This window comes from Streptomyces sp. NPDC059906 (genome assembly GCF_042730645.1).
Classification (GTDB): Bacteria; Actinomycetota; Actinomycetes; order Streptomycetales; family Streptomycetaceae; genus Streptomyces; species Streptomyces rubrogriseus.
In genome coordinates, this window is record NZ_JBHWKU010000009.1 from 37,419 (window position 1) to 52,407 (window position 14,989).

The 14,989-nt window shown below is 71.9% G+C and carries 15 protein-coding genes; 5 read left to right on the forward strand and 10 right to left on the reverse strand.

Features of this window, described 5'->3' with window-relative positions; translation table 11 throughout:
• Positions 1 to 3: 3 nt before the first annotated feature.
• The 4 genes from ACFV9J_RS16140 to argC all read right to left on the reverse strand — a co-directional run bounded on the left by ACFV9J_RS16140 (position 4) and on the right by argC (position 4,535).
• Positions 4 to 1,242, reverse strand: a complete 1,239-nt coding sequence (locus tag ACFV9J_RS16140) for an acetylornithine transaminase (RefSeq protein ID WP_385354588.1) — start codon at positions 1,240 to 1,242, stop codon at positions 4 to 6.
• Positions 1,239 to 2,168 (reverse strand): acetylglutamate kinase, encoded by a 930-nt coding sequence (argB, locus tag ACFV9J_RS16145; protein ID WP_385354947.1) that lies wholly within the window; start codon positions 2,166 to 2,168, stop codon positions 1,239 to 1,241. Before argB ends, ACFV9J_RS16140 begins: the two co-directional genes overlap by 4 nt.
• Before the next feature lie 163 nt (positions 2,169 to 2,331).
• Positions 2,332 to 3,510 (reverse strand): bifunctional glutamate N-acetyltransferase/amino-acid acetyltransferase ArgJ, encoded by a 1,179-nt coding sequence (gene argJ / locus ACFV9J_RS16150; RefSeq protein ID WP_385354590.1) that lies wholly within the window; start codon positions 3,508 to 3,510, stop codon positions 2,332 to 2,334.
• The gene (gene argC / locus ACFV9J_RS16155) at positions 3,507 to 4,535 is read right to left on the reverse strand and encodes an N-acetyl-gamma-glutamyl-phosphate reductase (RefSeq protein ID WP_385354592.1); all 1,029 of its coding nucleotides are present in this window, start codon (positions 4,533 to 4,535) and stop codon (positions 3,507 to 3,509) included. Before argC ends, argJ begins: the two co-directional genes overlap by 4 nt.
• Positions 4,536 to 4,667: 132 nt before the next feature.
• On the opposite strand from argC, the gene ACFV9J_RS16160 reads away from it, so the two are divergent.
• Positions 4,668 to 5,132 (forward strand): hypothetical protein, encoded by a 465-nt coding sequence (locus tag ACFV9J_RS16160; RefSeq protein WP_385354594.1) that lies wholly within the window; start codon positions 4,668 to 4,670, stop codon positions 5,130 to 5,132.
• On the opposite strand, the gene ACFV9J_RS16165 is transcribed toward ACFV9J_RS16160, so the two are convergent.
• Positions 5,122 to 5,646 (reverse strand): AAA family ATPase, encoded by a 525-nt coding sequence (locus ACFV9J_RS16165; protein ID WP_385354596.1) that lies wholly within the window; start codon positions 5,644 to 5,646, stop codon positions 5,122 to 5,124. The two genes, ACFV9J_RS16160 and ACFV9J_RS16165, sit on opposite strands and share 11 nt — an antisense overlap.
• 62 nt (positions 5,647 to 5,708) lie before the next feature.
• Positions 5,709 to 8,183: an alpha-L-arabinofuranosidase C-terminal domain-containing protein gene (locus ACFV9J_RS16170; protein ID WP_385354598.1), complete on the reverse strand. Its 2,475-nt coding sequence runs from the start codon at positions 8,181 to 8,183 to the stop codon at positions 5,709 to 5,711.
• A gap of 142 nt (positions 8,184 to 8,325) precedes the next feature.
• Between ACFV9J_RS16170 and ACFV9J_RS16175 the strand changes: the two genes are divergently transcribed.
• Positions 8,326 to 8,778 (forward strand): DUF6314 family protein, encoded by a 453-nt coding sequence (locus tag ACFV9J_RS16175; RefSeq protein ID WP_385354600.1) that lies wholly within the window; start codon positions 8,326 to 8,328, stop codon positions 8,776 to 8,778.
• Here the strand turns inward: ACFV9J_RS16175 and ACFV9J_RS16180 are convergent.
• Both ACFV9J_RS16180 and ACFV9J_RS16185 read right to left on the reverse strand, forming a co-directional pair.
• Positions 8,741 to 9,361, reverse strand: a complete 621-nt coding sequence (locus ACFV9J_RS16180; protein ID WP_385354602.1) for a histidine phosphatase family protein — start codon at positions 9,359 to 9,361, stop codon at positions 8,741 to 8,743. The genes ACFV9J_RS16175 and ACFV9J_RS16180 overlap by 38 nt on opposite strands.
• Before the next feature lie 120 nt (positions 9,362 to 9,481).
• Complete coding sequence (locus ACFV9J_RS16185; RefSeq protein ID WP_385354604.1) at positions 9,482 to 10,921, reverse strand: PLP-dependent aminotransferase family protein; 1,440 nt, start codon at positions 10,919 to 10,921, stop codon at positions 9,482 to 9,484.
• On the opposite strand from ACFV9J_RS16185, the gene ACFV9J_RS16190 reads away from it, so the two are divergent.
• Both ACFV9J_RS16190 and ACFV9J_RS16195 read left to right on the forward strand, forming a co-directional pair.
• The gene (locus tag ACFV9J_RS16190; protein ID WP_385354606.1) at positions 10,920 to 11,882 is read left to right on the forward strand and encodes a DMT family transporter; all 963 of its coding nucleotides are present in this window, start codon (positions 10,920 to 10,922) and stop codon (positions 11,880 to 11,882) included. The genes ACFV9J_RS16185 and ACFV9J_RS16190 overlap by 2 nt on opposite strands.
• 41 nt (positions 11,883 to 11,923) lie before the next feature.
• On the forward strand, positions 11,924 to 12,118 hold the full coding sequence (locus tag ACFV9J_RS16195) for a DUF1918 domain-containing protein (protein WP_003977235.1): 195 nt from the start codon (positions 11,924 to 11,926) through the stop codon (positions 12,116 to 12,118).
• A gap of 30 nt (positions 12,119 to 12,148) precedes the next feature.
• Here ACFV9J_RS16195 and ACFV9J_RS16200 read toward each other — a convergent pair whose 3' ends face one another.
• Positions 12,149 to 13,393: a glycoside hydrolase family 10 protein gene (locus ACFV9J_RS16200; RefSeq protein ID WP_385354608.1), complete on the reverse strand. Its 1,245-nt coding sequence runs from the start codon at positions 13,391 to 13,393 to the stop codon at positions 12,149 to 12,151.
• Between the two features lie 176 nt (positions 13,394 to 13,569).
• On the opposite strand from ACFV9J_RS16200, the gene ACFV9J_RS16205 reads away from it, so the two are divergent.
• Positions 13,570 to 14,442 carry a 3-hydroxybutyryl-CoA dehydrogenase gene (locus ACFV9J_RS16205; RefSeq protein ID WP_161379628.1) on the forward strand — a complete coding sequence of 291 codons (873 nt, stop codon included), beginning with the start codon at positions 13,570 to 13,572 and terminating at the stop codon, positions 14,440 to 14,442.
• Here ACFV9J_RS16205 and ACFV9J_RS16210 read toward each other — a convergent pair.
• Entirely contained in the window at positions 14,427 to 14,975 is a 549-nt protein-coding gene (locus tag ACFV9J_RS16210; RefSeq protein WP_385354610.1) for an NUDIX hydrolase, read from the reverse strand. The two genes, ACFV9J_RS16205 and ACFV9J_RS16210, sit on opposite strands and share 16 nt — an antisense overlap.
• Between the last annotated feature and the right edge of the window lie 14 nt (positions 14,976 to 14,989).

The window sequence follows — 14,989 nt, forward strand, 5'->3', positions numbered from 1 at the left end:
GTCTCATTCTCCGGATCGTCCGTCCCCGTGGGCCGTCTCGGCGGCCCGGTCAAGGATGCCGGGCAGCGCCCCGAGGAACGCCTCCACCACGTCGTCGCCCAGGTTCAGCGCGGGCATCAGCCGTACGACATCGGGTGCGGGCGCGTTCACCAGGATTCCGGCGTCCTGAGCCGCCTGCTGCACCTGGGCGGCGAGCGGCTCGGTGAGCACGATACCCAGGAGCAGTCCGGCGCCCCGGACGTGGGCGACGAGCGGGTGGCCGAGCGCCTCGATCCCGCCGCGCAGCGTCTCGCTCTGCCGCTTGACGTTGTCGAGCAGTCCCTCGTCGGCGATGGTGTCGAGCACCGCGAGTCCGGCGGCGCAGGCGACCGGGTTGCCGCCGAAGGTGGTGCCGTGGTGGCCGGGCCGGAGCAGTTCGGCGGCGCGGCCGAAGGCGACCGTCGCGCCGAGCGGCAGTCCGCCGCCGAGGCCCTTGGCGAGGGTGACGACGTCCGGCAGGACGCCCTCGTGGGCCTGGTACTCGAACCAGTGCCCGGTCCGGCCGACGCCGGTCTGCACCTCGTCCAGGACGAGCAGCGCACCGGTGGCGGCGGTGATGGCGCGGGCGGCCTTCAGATAGCCGGGGGGCGGGACGACGACGCCGTTCTCGCCCTGGATCGGCTCGATGATCACCAGCGCCGTCTCCTCGGTGACCGCCGCGGCCAGCGCCTGCGGGTCGCCGTACGGTACGTGCGTGACGTCGCCGGGCAGCGGCAGGAACGGTTCCTGCTTGCCGGGCTGGCCGGTCAGCGCCAGGGCGCCCATGGTGCGGCCGTGGAAGCCGCCGCGGGTGGCGACCATGTGCGGCCGGCCGGTGAGCCGGCCGATCTTGAAGGCGCCTTCGTTGGCCTCGGCGCCGGAGTTGCAGAAGTAGACCCTGCCGTCGCGGCCGAAGTGCTGGAGCAGCCGTTCGGCGAGGGCGACGGGCGGTTCGGCGATGAAGAGGTTGGAGACGTGGCCGAGGGAGGCGATCTGCCGGCTCACGGCGTCCACCACCGCCGGGTGGGCGTGGCCGAGCGCGTTGACCGCGATGCCGCCGACGAAGTCGAGGTACTCCTTGCCGTCGGCGTCCCAGAGCCGGGCGCCCTCGCCGCGCACCAGGGGCAGGCGCGGGGTGCCGTAGTTGTTCATGAGGGTGCCCTGCCACCGCTCGGTCAGCTCAGCGTTGCCCGCCGCTCCCGCGGCGACCTCGGTGTTGCTCACGACTCCCCCTGTTCGTCGGGCACGACCATCGTGCCGATCCCCTCGTCGGTGAAGATCTCCAGCAGGATCGAGTGCTGGACCCGGCCGTCGATGACGCGGGCGGTGGTGACGCCGCCGCGTACGGCGTGCAGGCAGCCCTCCATCTTCGGCACCATGCCGCTGGAGAGGTCGGGCAGCAGCTTCTCCAGCTCGGACGCGGTGAGGCGGCTGATCACCTCGTCGGAGTCCGGCCAGTCCTCGTAGAGGCCCTCCACGTCGGTGAGGACCATGAGAGTCTCGGCGCCGAGCGCAGCAGCGAGTGCCGCAGCCGCCGTATCAGCATTGACGTTGTAGACATGGTGGTCGTCCTGGGAGCGGGCGATCGACGAGACGACCGGGATGCGGCCGTCGGCCAGCAGTGCCTCGATGGCGCCGGTGTCGATCTCGGTGATCTCGCCGACCCGTCCGATGTCGACGAGTTCGCCGTCGATCTCGGGCTGGTGCTTGGTGGCGGTGAGGGTGTGCGCGTCCTCGCCGGTGAGGCCGACGGCGAGCGGTCCGTGCTGGTTGAGCAGCCCGACCAGCTCCCGCTGCACCTGCCCGGCGAGCACCATCCGTACGACGTCCATGGCGTCCTCGGTGGTGACGCGCAGGCCGGCCTTGAACTCGCTGACGATGCCGTGCTTGTCGAGGGCGGCACTGATCTGCGGTCCGCCGCCGTGCACGACGACGGGCTTGAGGCCGGCGTGGCGCAGGAAGACGACGTCCTGGGCGAAGGCGGCCTTGAGGTCCTCGTCGATCATGGCGTTGCCGCCGAACTTGATGACGACGGTCTTGCCGTGGTGCCGGGTCAGCCAGGGCAGCGCCTCGATGAGGATCTGGGCCTTGGGGAGCGCGGTATGCTTACGAGTCGGGAACTTTCGCTCTTCTGGGTGATTGACCGTCATAGCCGACTTTCGGAAGAATCTCGAATCAGCCGCCGGGCGGGCGGTGTTGGCCTGTGGAGGCGACGTAAGACTCACCTCGGACTCGTCCGGGGGCGAGCGGTCGCCGATGAACCAGGAATCCTCGTTGGCGACGACGAGGACCCGCGACAACCAAGCGGGCACGTCAAGACGAGTACGCGCTGTTCTCGTGGACGTAGTCGGCCGTGAGGTCGTTTGTCCAGATCGTCGCAGACTCATTGCCTGCCGCGAGGTCCGCCACGATGTGGACCTCGCGGTAGCGCATGTCGACCAGCTCGCGGTCCTCGCCGACGCCGCCGTTCTTGCAGACCCAGACGCCGTTGATGGCGACGTTCAGCCGGTCGGGCTCGAAGGCCGCGTCGGTGGTGCCGATGGCGGAGAGCACGCGGCCCCAGTTGGGGTCCTCGCCGTGGATGGCGCACTTGAGCAGGTTGTTGCGGGCGATGGTGCGGCCCACCTGGACGGCCTCGTCCTCGGTCGCGGCGTTCACGACCTCGACCTTGATGTCCTTGCTGGCGCCCTCGGCGTCCCGGATCAGCTGCTGTCCGAGGTCGTCGCAGACGGTGCGGACGGCCTCGGCGAAGGCGTCGTACTCCGGAGTGACGCCGGAGGCACCGGAGGCGAGCAGCAGCACGGTGTCGTTGGTGGACATGCAGCCGTCGGAGTCGACCCGGTCGAAGGTGACCCGGGTGGCGGCGCGCAGGGCGCGGTCCAGGGCCCCGGTCTCCAGGTCGGCGTCGGTGGTGATCACGACGAGCATGGTGGCGAGGCCGGGGGCGAGCATGCCCGCACCCTTGGCCATGCCGCCGACGGTCCAGCCGTCCCCGCTGACGACGGACGTCTTGTGCACGGTGTCGGTGGTCTTGATGGCGATGGCGGCCTTCTCGCCGCCGTGCGGGCTGAGCTGGGCGACCGCCTTGTCCACGCCGGGGAGCAGCTTGTCCATGGGCAGCAGTACGCCGATCAGGCCGGTGGAGCAGACGGCGACCTGGCCGGGGGCGTGCCCGCCGGTCTCGTCGTGGCCGGCCGTGTTGAGCGAGGCGGCGACCTTCTCGGCGGTGGCGTGCGTGTCCTGGAAGCCCTTGGGCCCGGTGCAGGCGTTGGCGCCGCCGGAGTTGAGCACGACGGCGGTCACCTCACCGCTCTTCAGCACCTGCTCGGACCACAGGACGGGCGCGGCCTTGACGCGGTTGGAGGTGAAGACGCCCGCGGCGGAGCGGCGGGGGCCGGTGTTGACCACGAGGGCCAGGTCGGGGTTGCCGCTCTCCTTGATCCCGGCGGTGATGCCCGCCGCCGTGAATCCCTTCGCTGCCGTCACACTCACGGCGCAACTCCGATCGTCGTCAGTCCGGTGGTCTCGTCGAGACCGAGGGCGAGGTTCATGCTCTGGACGGCACCGCCCGCGGTGCCCTTGGCCAGGTTGTCGATGGCGCTGATGGCGATGATCCGGCCGGCGGCGGCGTCGTACGCGACCTGCACCTGGACGGCGTTGGAGCCGTACACGGAGGCGGTCGCGGGCCACCGGCCCTCGGGCAGCAGGTGCACGAACGGTTCGTCGGCGAGGGCCTTCTCGTAGGCGGCCCGCACCGTCTCGGCGCTGACTCCGGGCTTGGCCTTCGCGGTGCAGGTCGCGAGGATGCCGCGGGGCATCGGGGCGAGGGTGGGCGTGAAGGAGACGGTGACCGGCTCGCCCGCCACCGCGCCGAGGTTCTGGATCATCTCGGGGGTGTGCCGGTGGCCGCCGCCGACGCCGTACGGCGACATGGAGCCCATGACCTCGCTGCCCAGCAGGTGCGGCTTGGCCGCCTTGCCCGCGCCGGACGTGCCGGAGGCGGCGACGATCACCGCTTCGGGCTCGGCCAGCGACGCGGCGTACGCCGGGAAGAGGGCCAGGGACACGGCCGTGGGGTAGCAACCGGGCACCGCGATGCGCTTGGACCCCTCCAGCGCGGCGCGGGCACCCGGAAGTTCGGGAAGGCCGTAGGGCCAGGTACCGGCGTGCGGCGAGCCGTAGAACCGCTCCCAGTCGGCGGGGTCCTTGAGCCGGAAGTCGGCGCCCATGTCGACGACGAGGACGTCCGGCCCGAGCTGCTCGGCGACGGCGGCGGACTGCCCGTGCGGCAGCGCGAGGAAGACGACGTCGTGACCGCCGAGTGCCTCGGGGGTGGTCGCCTCCAGCACCCGGTCGGCCAGCGGCAGCAGGTGCGGTTGCAGCGCGCCGAGCCGCTGCCCCGCGTTGGAGTTGCCGGTCAGGGCGCCGATCTCGACCTCGGGATGGGTCAGGAGCAGCCGCAGCAGCTCACCGCCCGCATACCCACTCGCTCCGGCCACCGCCGCACGTACCGCCATGGAAAATCCTCCTCCTGGAGAGCATGACTATACGTGTAGCTGCACGTTTATGCAACGCGATACGGCATGGCCTCGGGGCGCTGCCGCGGGCATCGGCTAGCCTGCCGCTTCCGGACTCCGAGCACCGTGGGGGTGGCTGTGCGTGCGTGGATCGTCGAACTGGTCGTCGGGCTGAGGCCGTGGCAGCGCGCGGCGCTCGTCGTGTCCCTGTGCGCCCTCGCGCTTCCCCTGTGGTTCGCCGCGGGGAACACGGACCGGTATCGGCATGGGCAGACGGCCGTGACGGAAGGATTCGTCGACTGCGAGTGGGACGGGCCGTGCCGGGGCGCGTGGACGCTGGCGGACGGAAGCCGGGGCCGGGGCAGCATCGAGGGCCTGGACTTCTACGCCGAGGAGGAGCTCGTCGAGGACATCCCGCTCTTCGGTGGCCGCGACTGGGCGGTCGCCGACCGCGGGACCCTGCTGCGCCACGCGGTGGCCCAGTACACGGTCGCTCCGGCCGGGGCGGCGCTCGTCCTCTGGATCGCCCGGCGGCGCTCGAAGTACAACCAGGAGACGCGCACGTTGATTCGGCGCTACCGCACCCCTACGCCTTGACGGCCTCCGCGATCCGCAGCGCCGCCTCGGCGGGCGTGAGGTGCGTGGTGTCGACGACCTCGGCCTCGGCGTGCAGCCAGGTGCGGGCGGCCTCGGCGTACGGCTCCAGGTACCGGAGACGGAACGGCGAGTCCGGCCCCAGCACGGTGTCCCCCGCGATGCGCCCCCGCAGGGTCTCCCGGTCGGCGTGGAGGACGAAGTGCCGTACGGGGATCCCGTGCGCGGCGAGGCCGCCCGCGATCTCCCGCCAGTACTCCTCGACCAGGACCGTCATCGGCATCACCAGGGTGCCGCCGGTGTAGTCGAGCACCCGCCGGGCGGTCTCGACGACGAGCGGCCGCCACGGCGCCCAGTGCTGGAAGTTGTCCGTGGCGGGCAGCCCCGGCGTGATGTCCATGAGCGTCTCGCCGACCTTCTCGGCGTCGAACACCCGGGAGTCGGGAATCAGCTCCCGCACGAGTGCGCCGGTGGTCGTCTTGCCGGCGCCGTGGGTGCCGTTCAGCCATACGATCATGGGCCCAACGCTAGCCGGGCCCGGCGACGACTTGGTGCGGTGGTCGCCGGGCCCGGCGTCGGTCAGCGCTGCCTGATCCGCAGGAACGTCACCGAGTTCGCCGGGAAGGTGTATGTGAACTCGCTCGCCGCACCCGGGAAGGTCGAGGTCACCGGGGTCACCGGGGCGTCCGTCCCGGTGTTGACCGCGTCCTGGTCGGCGGCCAGCGTGGTGACCGCGGCCCTGGACGCCACCTTCGCGCCGCCGAGGTCGACGGCGGTGCGGGCCGCCGTGTCCTGGGCGTTGACGACCTTGACGATCAGCTCGCCGGTGCGGTCGTCGCGCGTGACGATCTGGCGGAAGGGTTCGGCCGGCTTGTCGTCGGTGAAGCCGCCCCACTCCTCGCCGTCGAGGTAGAGGGTGACCTGGCGGCCCCTGACCTTGACGTCGATGTCGTAGGCGCGGCCCGTCTCGATCGAGCCGGCCTTGGACAGGAGCGTGGACTTGCCGCCGTCAACGGCCTGCTCGACGGCGGACCGGGTGTTGTTCCAGCCGCCCAGGTTCCACCAGTAGTAGTTGCCGGTGTCCTTGACGCCGAAGGCGACCAGGAAGCCCTCCTTGCCGGACTTCTTCGTGGCCCTCACGTGCAGGTCGTAGTCGTGCCAGGCCGGGTCGCCCGCCGTGACCATGGTGTTCTCGGCGGCCGCGTCGGTCTGGACGTACTGGCCGTCCTGGACCGTCCAGCTGCCGGCGCCCGAGTGGGCCCACCGCGAGGCGTCGCCGGAGAAGTCGTCGGACAGGAGGGTCTCCCCGTCGGCCGAGGTCACCTTCACGTCGTCGTACGCCGCGCTGGTCGCCCAGGTCGACAGGCCGACGCCGCCGGTGATGGGGCCGCTGACGGCGGGGGTGCCGCTGGCCGTGGAGGGCACGACGCGGTCGCCGGTGTTGTTCATGAACAGCTTCTGGACCTCGTAGTTGGCCGAGCCCCAGGACGCGTGGTTGTTGAACCAGATCAGGTCCGGGCTCCACTGCACGTAGTCCTCGTTGGCGAGCAGCGGGGCGTAGGAGGCCAGCTTGACGACGTCGGCGTTGCGCTCCAGGCCGGTCATGAACGCGGCCTCGGCGAGGGCGTTCTTCCAGGCGTTGCCCTGGGAGGCGTACTCGCCGAGGAAGACCTTGGGGCCGCTGCGGTTGTAGGAGTCGTAGCGGTCGTTGTTCTGGAGGAACCACTGCGGGCTGTTGTAGTAGTGCTCGTCGACCATCGCGACACCGGCCTCGCGGTTGAGCTGCCAGGCGGTGTCGAAGGTGGCGCCGGAGTCGTCGGGGCCGGAGTTGGAGACGACGGTGACGTCCGGGTACTTCGCCTCGATGGCGGTGCGGAACTGCTCGAAGCGGGCGAAGAACTCCTTCGGGAGGTTCTCCTCGTTGCCGACTTCGAGGTGGGTGAGGTGGAAGGGCTCGGGGTGGCCCATCTCCGCCCGTTTGCCGCCCCACTCGCTGGTGCGGGGGCCGTTGGCGAACTCGATGAGGTCCAGGGTGTCCTGGATGTGCCGCTTCAGCAGCGCGTCGTCGTCGACGGCCTCGTTCTGGCCGCAGCCGGTGACCAGGGCGGGGACGACGGGCAGCGGCATGGCGCCGATGTCCTCGGCGAAGCGGAAGTACTCGTAGTAGCCGAGGCCGTAGCTCTGGTTGTAGCCCCAGAAGTTGGCGTTGGTGGCGCGCTCCTCGACCGGGCCGATGGTGTCCTTCCACTGGTAGGAGCGTTTGCGCTGCCAGCCGGAGTCCGCGCTGTAGTCCTCCATGGAGCCGGTGTTGACCAGGCAGCCGCCGGGGAAGCGCAGGAAGCCGGGGTGCAGGGCCTCGATCTTCTCCGCGAGGTCCTTGCGCAGGCCGCCCGGCTGGTGCCGGTAGGTGTCGCGGGGGAAGAGGGACACCATGTCGAGGGCGGCGGGGGCGGTGGTGGTGACGGTGAGGCGGCCGCGGTCGCTGGTGCGGGTGGCGGTGAAGGTGGCCGTGTACTTGCGCCACTGCCCCTTCGCCGCCACCCGGCGCGCCTTCGCGAGGGTGCCCGCGGCGTCCCGGAGGGTGACGGTGAGGGTGGTGCCGTGCTCGGCCCGGGACCAGACCGAGAAGTCGTACCGCTCGCCCTTCTCGACCCGGATGCCGGTGTTGTAGCCCGCGTTGGTCACGGTGGAGCCGGCGGTCAGGGAGAGGTAGTTGCGGTTGCGCTCGTTGAGGCGGCCCCCGTCGTCCACCACCTCGGCCGTGCCGTCGGCCGCCCACGCGGTGAGCGGTGTGTACGAGGCGTTGTCGGCGGTGGAGTACTCGAAGGACCGGTTCTGCACGAGTTCGGCGTACAGGCCGCCGTCGGCGGCGCGGTTGATGTCCTCGTAGAAGACGCCGTACATCGTGTCGTCGATCGCGGGGCCCCGGCCGGACGGGTCGACGGTGATCGTGTAGTCGGCGACGGCCTCCGCGTGTGCCGGGGACGGCAGCAGGGCGGATGCCGTCAGGAGGGCGGTGACGCTGAGACCGAGTCTCCAGCGGGTGCGTGACATGGATACTCCGCGGCTCTCACCAGGTAGTCGTTCGGGATATCGGACATTGGTCAGCACTTCGAACGGCAAGATAGGGAGGGGGCCGCGGCGCGTCAATGGGTCGCGCGGCAACGAGTGGGCCGGAGCGGGAAAGCGAGTGGAAATGGGCGAGTTGTGGCCGGTGCCCGACGTACTGGCGTACCTCGCGGGGCGCTGGCGCACCGAGCGGTCGGTGCGGGATCTGGCAGGTGGCCTGGCGGGCCGCTTCGAGGGGCTCACGTCCTTCGACGCGCTCGACGGCGGCGGGCTGATCGGCCGGGAGTCGGGCGCCTTCACCTGGCAGGGCGTGACCCGGCCCGCCGAGCGCACGCTGCGTTACGAGCCGGGCAGCGGGCCGGGCCGGGTGGACGTGCGTTTCGCGGACGGCCGCGCCTTCCACGGCCTGGATTTGAGCTCGGGGCACCATGTGGCCGACCACCCCTGCGCCGCCGACCTCTACCGGGGCGAGTTCACCGTCCGGGGCCCGGACCGCTGGCGGACGGTGTGGCGGGTGGGCGGCCCGGCCAAGGACCTGCTGCTCACAACGGATTACCTGCGCGAAACGCCGGATGCGTAGCACCCTGGTCCGGCGCCCCCTCGAAGCGGAGGCTCCAGCGGCCCGCGCGGCCCGTCACGGTGGTCGCCGACAAGGGCCGCACGTCCAGGTTCCAGTATGTTCCGGGCGGCGCCTTCAGCGCGTAGACCAGCGCGGCCCGGATCACGGAGGGCTCGGCCACGGCGACGATCCGGTCACCGTCCTCCCCGGGACGGGTGTCGAGCCAGCCGCCCACCCGGGTGATGAACCCCAGCAGCGACTCCCCGCCGTGCGGGGCCGTCCGGGGATCGGCGAGCCAGGCGTCCACGGCCGCCGGTTCGCGGGCCATGGCCTCACCGAGCGTCAGACCGCGCCATCGGCCCATGTCGCAGTCGCGCAGGGCCAGTTGGAGCAGTGGTGCACAGCCGATGGCGTCACCGGTGGCGCGGCTGCGGGGCGTGGGCGAGCAGTAGCGCAACTCGGCCGCCGCGAGCGGCCGGAGGTCGCCCGCGGCGTGCAGCACCTCGTCCCATCCGGCCTGGTCAAGCGGCCGGTCGTCGTCGAAGCGCTCCGCGAGCAGCGGTGAGCTGCGTGCGGCCGCGACGAACGTGACCCGAAGCGCCATGCCGTGATGGTGGAGCGCGGAGGTGGGCCGGTCAAGGGGTGTTACCTGTGGGTCACCCTGGGTGTGCCCCGGCTCACCGACCGCTGGCCCGTCTCCGCGGCGTCCCGACACGGGTCCGCGTCAGCCGCCCCACACCTCCTGGCAGGCGGTGCGCAGGCGCCGTACCCCTTCCGCGATCTCCCCGGCGTTCGCGACCGCGGCGAAGCTCAGCCGGAAGTGCGCGGCCGGGGGTTCGGCGCTGAAGTACGGGCGGCCCGGGGTGATCGCGACGCCCGCGCGCAGGGCGGCCGAGGTGAGGACGGTCTCGTCCGTGCCCTCGGGCAGCCGGGGCCACAGGTGGTAGCCGCCGGAGGGGACGTGGGCCAGGGAGATCTCAGGGAGTTGCAGCCGCAGTGCGGAGGTCATCGCGTCCCGGCGGGCCTTCAACTCGGCCGAGACCGCGCGCAGGTGGCGTGGCCAGGCGGGCGAGCCGACGAGTTCCAGCGCCGCCTCCTGGAGCGGCCGGGGCACGAAGAAGGTGTCGACGATCTGAATGGCGCGCAGGCGTTCGAGGACCGGCCCGTGCGCGGCCAGGGCACTCACCCGGAAGCTGGGCGAGGTCGCCTTGGTCAGCGAGCAGACGTGGACCACGACGCCGTCCGGGTCGTCGGCGGCGAGCGGGGCGGGCAGCGGGCCCGCGTCCTCGTGCACGAGCCGGCGCACGAAGTCGTCCTCCACGACGAAGGCACCGGCCGCCCGCGCGATGCGCAGCACCTCGCCCCGCCGCTCGGGGGCGAGCACGGCACCGGTCGGGTTCTGGAACAGGGGCTGGCAGACGAAGACCCGGGCGCCGGTCGCGCGGAAGGCGTCGGCGAGCAGGGCGGGCCGTACGCCGTCGGCGTCCACGGGGACGGGCACCGGGCGCAGGCCGGCCGCCCGTGCGATGGCCAGCATGCCGGGGTAGGTCGGGGACTCCACGAGCACGGGGGTGCCGGGCGGGGCGAGCGCGCGCAGGGCGGTGGCCAGCGCGGACTGGCCGCCCGCGGTGATCAGTACCTCGGCCGCCGTGATGGCGCCGCCGATGCCGCGCGCGAACCACTCCCGCAGCTCCGGCAGCCCCTCCATCGGCGGCCGGCCCCAGGCGCCGGGCCGCCGTCCGGCCCGGGCCAGGGCCGCCGCCATCGCCCGCTCCGGCTGCAACGAGGGGTGCAGGTACCCGCCGTTGAACTCCACGACGCCGGACGGCGGGGCCGCCAGCGAGACCAGCACCCCGGAGGCGTCCACCGAGCGCGGTACGAGGTCGGCGGCGCCGTCGGCGCTCAGCGCCACCTCCTGCCAGGAGGTGTCCCCGGCGGGTGCGGCCGAGGGGCGTGGCCGGGCACGGAAGGCGCCGGCGCCGGGCCGGGTGACGACCAGCCCCTCGGCGGCCAGCTGGGCCAGGGCGCGGGAGACCGTCACCGGGCTCACCCGGAACCGGTCGACGAGGGCACGGCTGGACGGGAGCTTTCCGCCCGGTGAGTAGCACTCCAGCTCTCGCCGCAACACGGTCACCAGGTCAGCGACGCTGCTACGCTCTTGCATGAGAGCACAGAGTAGCGCTACCGCGCTGTCCGGGATAGCAGTCGGCGCCACCGACGCGGACACCGGCGGTGCGTCCTTGGGCACCGTCCAGGCCGCCCTCGGTGTCGTCGCCTTCTCCCTCACCTTCCCCGCCACCGCCTGGGGCCTGGAGGGCTTCGGGCCCTGGTCCCTGATCGCCGTGCGCAGCATCCTCGCCGCCGCGGTCGCCGGGGCCTGCCTGGTGGTGGTGGGGGTCCCCCCGCGCGAGCGAAGCCGAGCGTGGGGGAGGGTGGCACCGCCCGAGCGGCGGCACTGGCTGGGTCTCGCGGTGGTGGGCGCCGGGGTGGTCCTCGGCTTCCCCCTGCTCACCACGCTCGCCCTGCAGACGTCGACCACGGCGCACGCCGCCGTCGTGGTGGGCCTGCTGCCGCTGACCACCGCGCTGCTGTCCGCCCTGCGCGTCGGCACCCGCCCCTCGCGCACCTTCTGGATCGCGGCCCTGGCGGGTGCGGCGGCCGTGATCGCCTTCACGGTGCAGCAGAGCGGCGGAGCGCTGACCTCGGCCGACGCCTATCTCTTCGCGGCCCTGCTGGTGTGCGCCGCCGGCTACACGGAGGGCGGCCGGCTGGCCCGGGTGATGCCGGGGTGGCAGGTCATCGGCTGGGCGCTGGTGCTGTGTCTGCCGCTGACGGTGCCGATGGCGGCGGTCGCACTGTCCTTCGAGTCGGTGCATCTGACGGCGCACGCCGTGACCGGGCTGCTGTGGGTGGCGATCGGTTCGCAGTTCCTCGGCCTGGTCGTCTGGTACCGGGGCATGGCGGCGATCGGCATCCCGAAGGCCAGCCAGTTGCAGCTGGCCCAGCCGCTGCTCACACTGGTGTGGTCGGTACTTCTCCTGGGCGAGCACCTGCCGGTGGCCGCTCCGCTGACGGCCGCGGCCGTACTGCTGTGCATCGCGGTCACCCAGCGGGCCAGGGGTTAGCGCCCGCCCTCGGGCCGCACACAGGTGAGGAGGCCTCACGGATGCACGCAACCAAGGGTGACCAGCTGGTCCAGCACGGCCGGGTGGTCGGTGAGCACGACAAGGTCGCGGAGATCGTCGAAGTGATGGGCGACAAGGGCACTCCCCCGTACCGGGTCCGGTTCGAGGACGGGCACGAGGCCGTGTGCTCGCCCGGCCCCGACTCGGAGATCCGGCACCGGGAGACCCAGCTGTAGCTCAGTGCCCGCACCCCACGCGGAGGCGGTTCAGCGCGGGGCGGCGGCCGGCTGCGTGTAGTGGTCGGCGGCCACCCGCGCCATCGCGCCGCCGCGGTCGTCGGCGACGTCCTTGGCCGAGAAGTAGACGTGCCCGCGGACCTCCGGGTACCGCGCGGCCAGCGTCAGGTGGCTGGAGAGTTCGGCCGGATCCTGCCAGGCGGCGGGCTGGGCCGGGTCCCCGGACTTGTACAGCGCCTCGCCCACGTACAGCTGGGTGCGGCTGCCCCGGGCGGTCTCGGCCCACCAGGGCAGCAGCTTCGCGTAGTCGGCACCGTCCCTCCCGATGTGCCAGTACAACTGCGGCACCACGTAGTCGATCCAGCCCTCGCGCACCCACTTGCGGGTGTCCGCGTACAGGTCGTCGTACGTCTGCACGCCCGCCCGGGTGTCGGAGCCGCGCTCGTCGGTGGCGGCATTGCGCCACACGCCGAAGGGGCTGACGCCGAAGCGGGCGGCCGGGCGGACGTCCTTGACGCGCTGCGCGGTCTCGCGCACCAGCCGGTCGATGTTGTCGCGGCGCCAGTCGGCCTTCGTGGCGAAGCCGGTGCCGAACGTGCCGAAGGTCGCGCCGTCGTCGAAGCTCTGGCCCGCCACCGGATAGGGGTAGAAGTAGTCGTCGAAGTGGACCCCGTCCACCTCGTACTTCGCCACCGCGTCCATGATCGCGTCCTGCACGAACGCCCGGACCTCGGGCAGCCCGGGGTTGTAGTAGAGCTGCCCGCCGTACGGCACCACCCACCCGGGGTTCTTCCGCGCGGGGTGGGAGGAGACGAGGCGGGCCGGGTCGTCGTGGGTGGCGACGCGGTACGGGTTGAACCAGGCGTGCAGGTGCAGGCCGCGGGCGTGGGCCTCCTTGACCGCGGTGCCCAGCGGGTCCCAGCCCGGGTCGCGGCCCTGGCTGCCGGACAGGTACTGCGACCACGGCTCGTGTGCCGAGGGCCACAGCGCGTCGGCCGTCGGCCGCACCTGGAGGATCACCGTGTTGAGGCGGTGCCGGACCGCGTTGTCGAAGTGCTCGACCAGCTCCGCGCGCTGCTCGGCGGCGCGCAGCCCCGCCCGGGTGGGCCAGTCGCGGTTGGCCACGGTCGCCAGCCACATCCCCCGCATCCCGGCGGCGGCGCTGCGCGGGGGCGCCGGCTTCGCCGGACCCGGGGCCGCCGCCGACGCCCCGGGCACGAGCGTGAACGCCGACAACGCCGCCACCGTGAAGGCACGGCGCGAGACACCGCCCATGGGAAGACCTCCTGAACGCATGGGATCCGTACGGTCACGGATCGTGTACGGGGCCTCAGCATGCCCGACCCGGGAGACGGAACCGTGACCATTCGGGGGTAACGTGCTCGATCGGAGCAGACGCCGGGGACCCCGGTCTGCCTGCTGCCAGCCGTGGAGTCAGCGAAAGGGACGATGTGACCGGCATCTCGGGAGATATCGCACGCGTCGGCGTGGTCGGCTGCGGTCAGATGGGGGCGGGCATCGCCGAGGTGTGCGCCCGCTCGGGTCTGGAGGTGATGGTCGCCGAGACCACCGGCGAGGCTCTGGAGATCGGCCGTACCCGGCTGTACAACTCGCTGGCCAAGGCGGCCGAGCGCGGCAAGATCACCGAGGAGGAGCGGGACGCGACGCAGGCGCGCCTCAGCTTCACCACCGACCTCGGCGAGTTCGCCGACCGCGATCTGGTGATCGAGGCGGTCGTCGAGAACGAGCAGGTCAAGACCGAGATCTTCCAGGTGCTCGACCAGGTCGTGACCCGGCCGGACGCGATCCTGGCCTCCAACACCTCCTCCATCCCGCTGGTGAAGCTGGCGGTCGCCACCTCGCGGCCCGACCACGTCATCGGCATCCACTTCTTCAACCCGGCCCCGGTGCAGCAGCTCGTCGAGCTGATCCCGGCGCTCACCACCTCCGAGGGCACGCTCAGCCGGGCCCAGCTGTTCACCGAGAAGGTGCTGGGCAAGCACGCGATCCGCGCCCAGGACCGCTCCGGCTTCGTGGTCAACGCGCTGCTGATCCCCTACCTGCTCTCCGCGATCCGGATGTTCGAGTCGGGCATCGCCAGTCGCGAGGACATCGACAACGGCATGGAGATGGGCTGCGCCCACCCGATGGGCCCGCTGAAGCTGGCCGACCTGATCGGCCTGGACACGGTCGCCTCGGTGGCCTATTCGATGTACGAGGAGTACAAGGAACCGCTGTACGCCGCTCCCCCGCTGCTCCAGCGCATGGTCGACGCGGGCCGCCTCGGCCGCAAGAGCGGCTCGGGCTTCTACGCGTACGGCTGATCGCGCCCGAGCCTGAGGTGGTGCAGCAGGAGTAACGCGGCCGCCATGTTGGCGGCCGGGACCTCCCCTCGGGCGACGAGGTCGGGGACGAGCTTGAGGGGGACCCATTCCCGGCGCTCCGACTCGAAGTCGTCCACGGGGTGTCCGACGTACGTGCCCTCCTCGGCCCAGTAGACGTGGTGCCGGGCGTCGGTGAGGCCGTTGGAGGGCTCCACGCTCATCAGGTGGTGCAGTGGTCCGGGTCGCCAGCCGGTCTCCTCCTCCAGTTCCCTGGCCGCCGCCACCGCGACGTCCTCGCCGTCCTCGACGACTCCGGCCGCCAGTTCCCAGCCCCAGCTGTCGGTGATGAAGCGGTGCCGCCACAGCAGGAGGACCTCGCCCGCCTCGTTCACGACCGTTGCGGCGGCCACCGGGCGCATCCGTATCAGGAAGTGGTCGAGGTGCCGGCCGTCCGGCAGGACGACATCGGCGAGATTGACGCTGAACCATCGATTTGAGTACACGTTTTGTTCGCTCTGTTTCGCCCACTGCACTGTTCTGCCACCTT

Bases quoted from the DNA above. Each gene is read 5' to 3' on its own strand.
- ACFV9J_RS16170 (WP_385354598.1), bottom strand. From the start codon at position 8,183: ATGTCACGCACCCGCTGGAGACTCGGTCTCAGCGTCACCGCCCTCCTG.
- ACFV9J_RS16185 (WP_385354604.1), bottom strand. From the start codon at position 10,921: ATGCAAGAGCGTAGCAGCGTCGCTGACCTGGTGACCGTGTTGCGGCGA.
- ACFV9J_RS16195 (WP_003977235.1), top strand. From the start codon at position 11,924: ATGCACGCAACCAAGGGTGACCAGCTGGTCCAGCACGGCCGGGTGGTC.
- ACFV9J_RS16165 (WP_385354596.1), bottom strand. From the start codon at position 5,646: ATGATCGTATGGCTGAACGGCACCCACGGCGCCGGCAAGACGACCACC.
- ACFV9J_RS16175 (WP_385354600.1), top strand. From the start codon at position 8,326: ATGGGCGAGTTGTGGCCGGTGCCCGACGTACTGGCGTACCTCGCGGGG.
- ACFV9J_RS16200 (WP_385354608.1), bottom strand. From the start codon at position 13,393: ATGGGCGGTGTCTCGCGCCGTGCCTTCACGGTGGCGGCGTTGTCGGCG.
- ACFV9J_RS16190 (WP_385354606.1), top strand. From the start codon at position 10,920: ATGAGAGCACAGAGTAGCGCTACCGCGCTGTCCGGGATAGCAGTCGGC.
- ACFV9J_RS16180 (WP_385354602.1), bottom strand. From the start codon at position 9,361: ATGGCGCTTCGGGTCACGTTCGTCGCGGCCGCACGCAGCTCACCGCTG.
- argB (WP_385354947.1), bottom strand. From the start codon at position 2,168: ATGACGGTCAATCACCCAGAAGAGCGAAAGTTCCCGACTCGTAAGCAT.
- argC (WP_385354592.1), bottom strand. From the start codon at position 4,535: ATGGCGGTACGTGCGGCGGTGGCCGGAGCGAGTGGGTATGCGGGCGGT.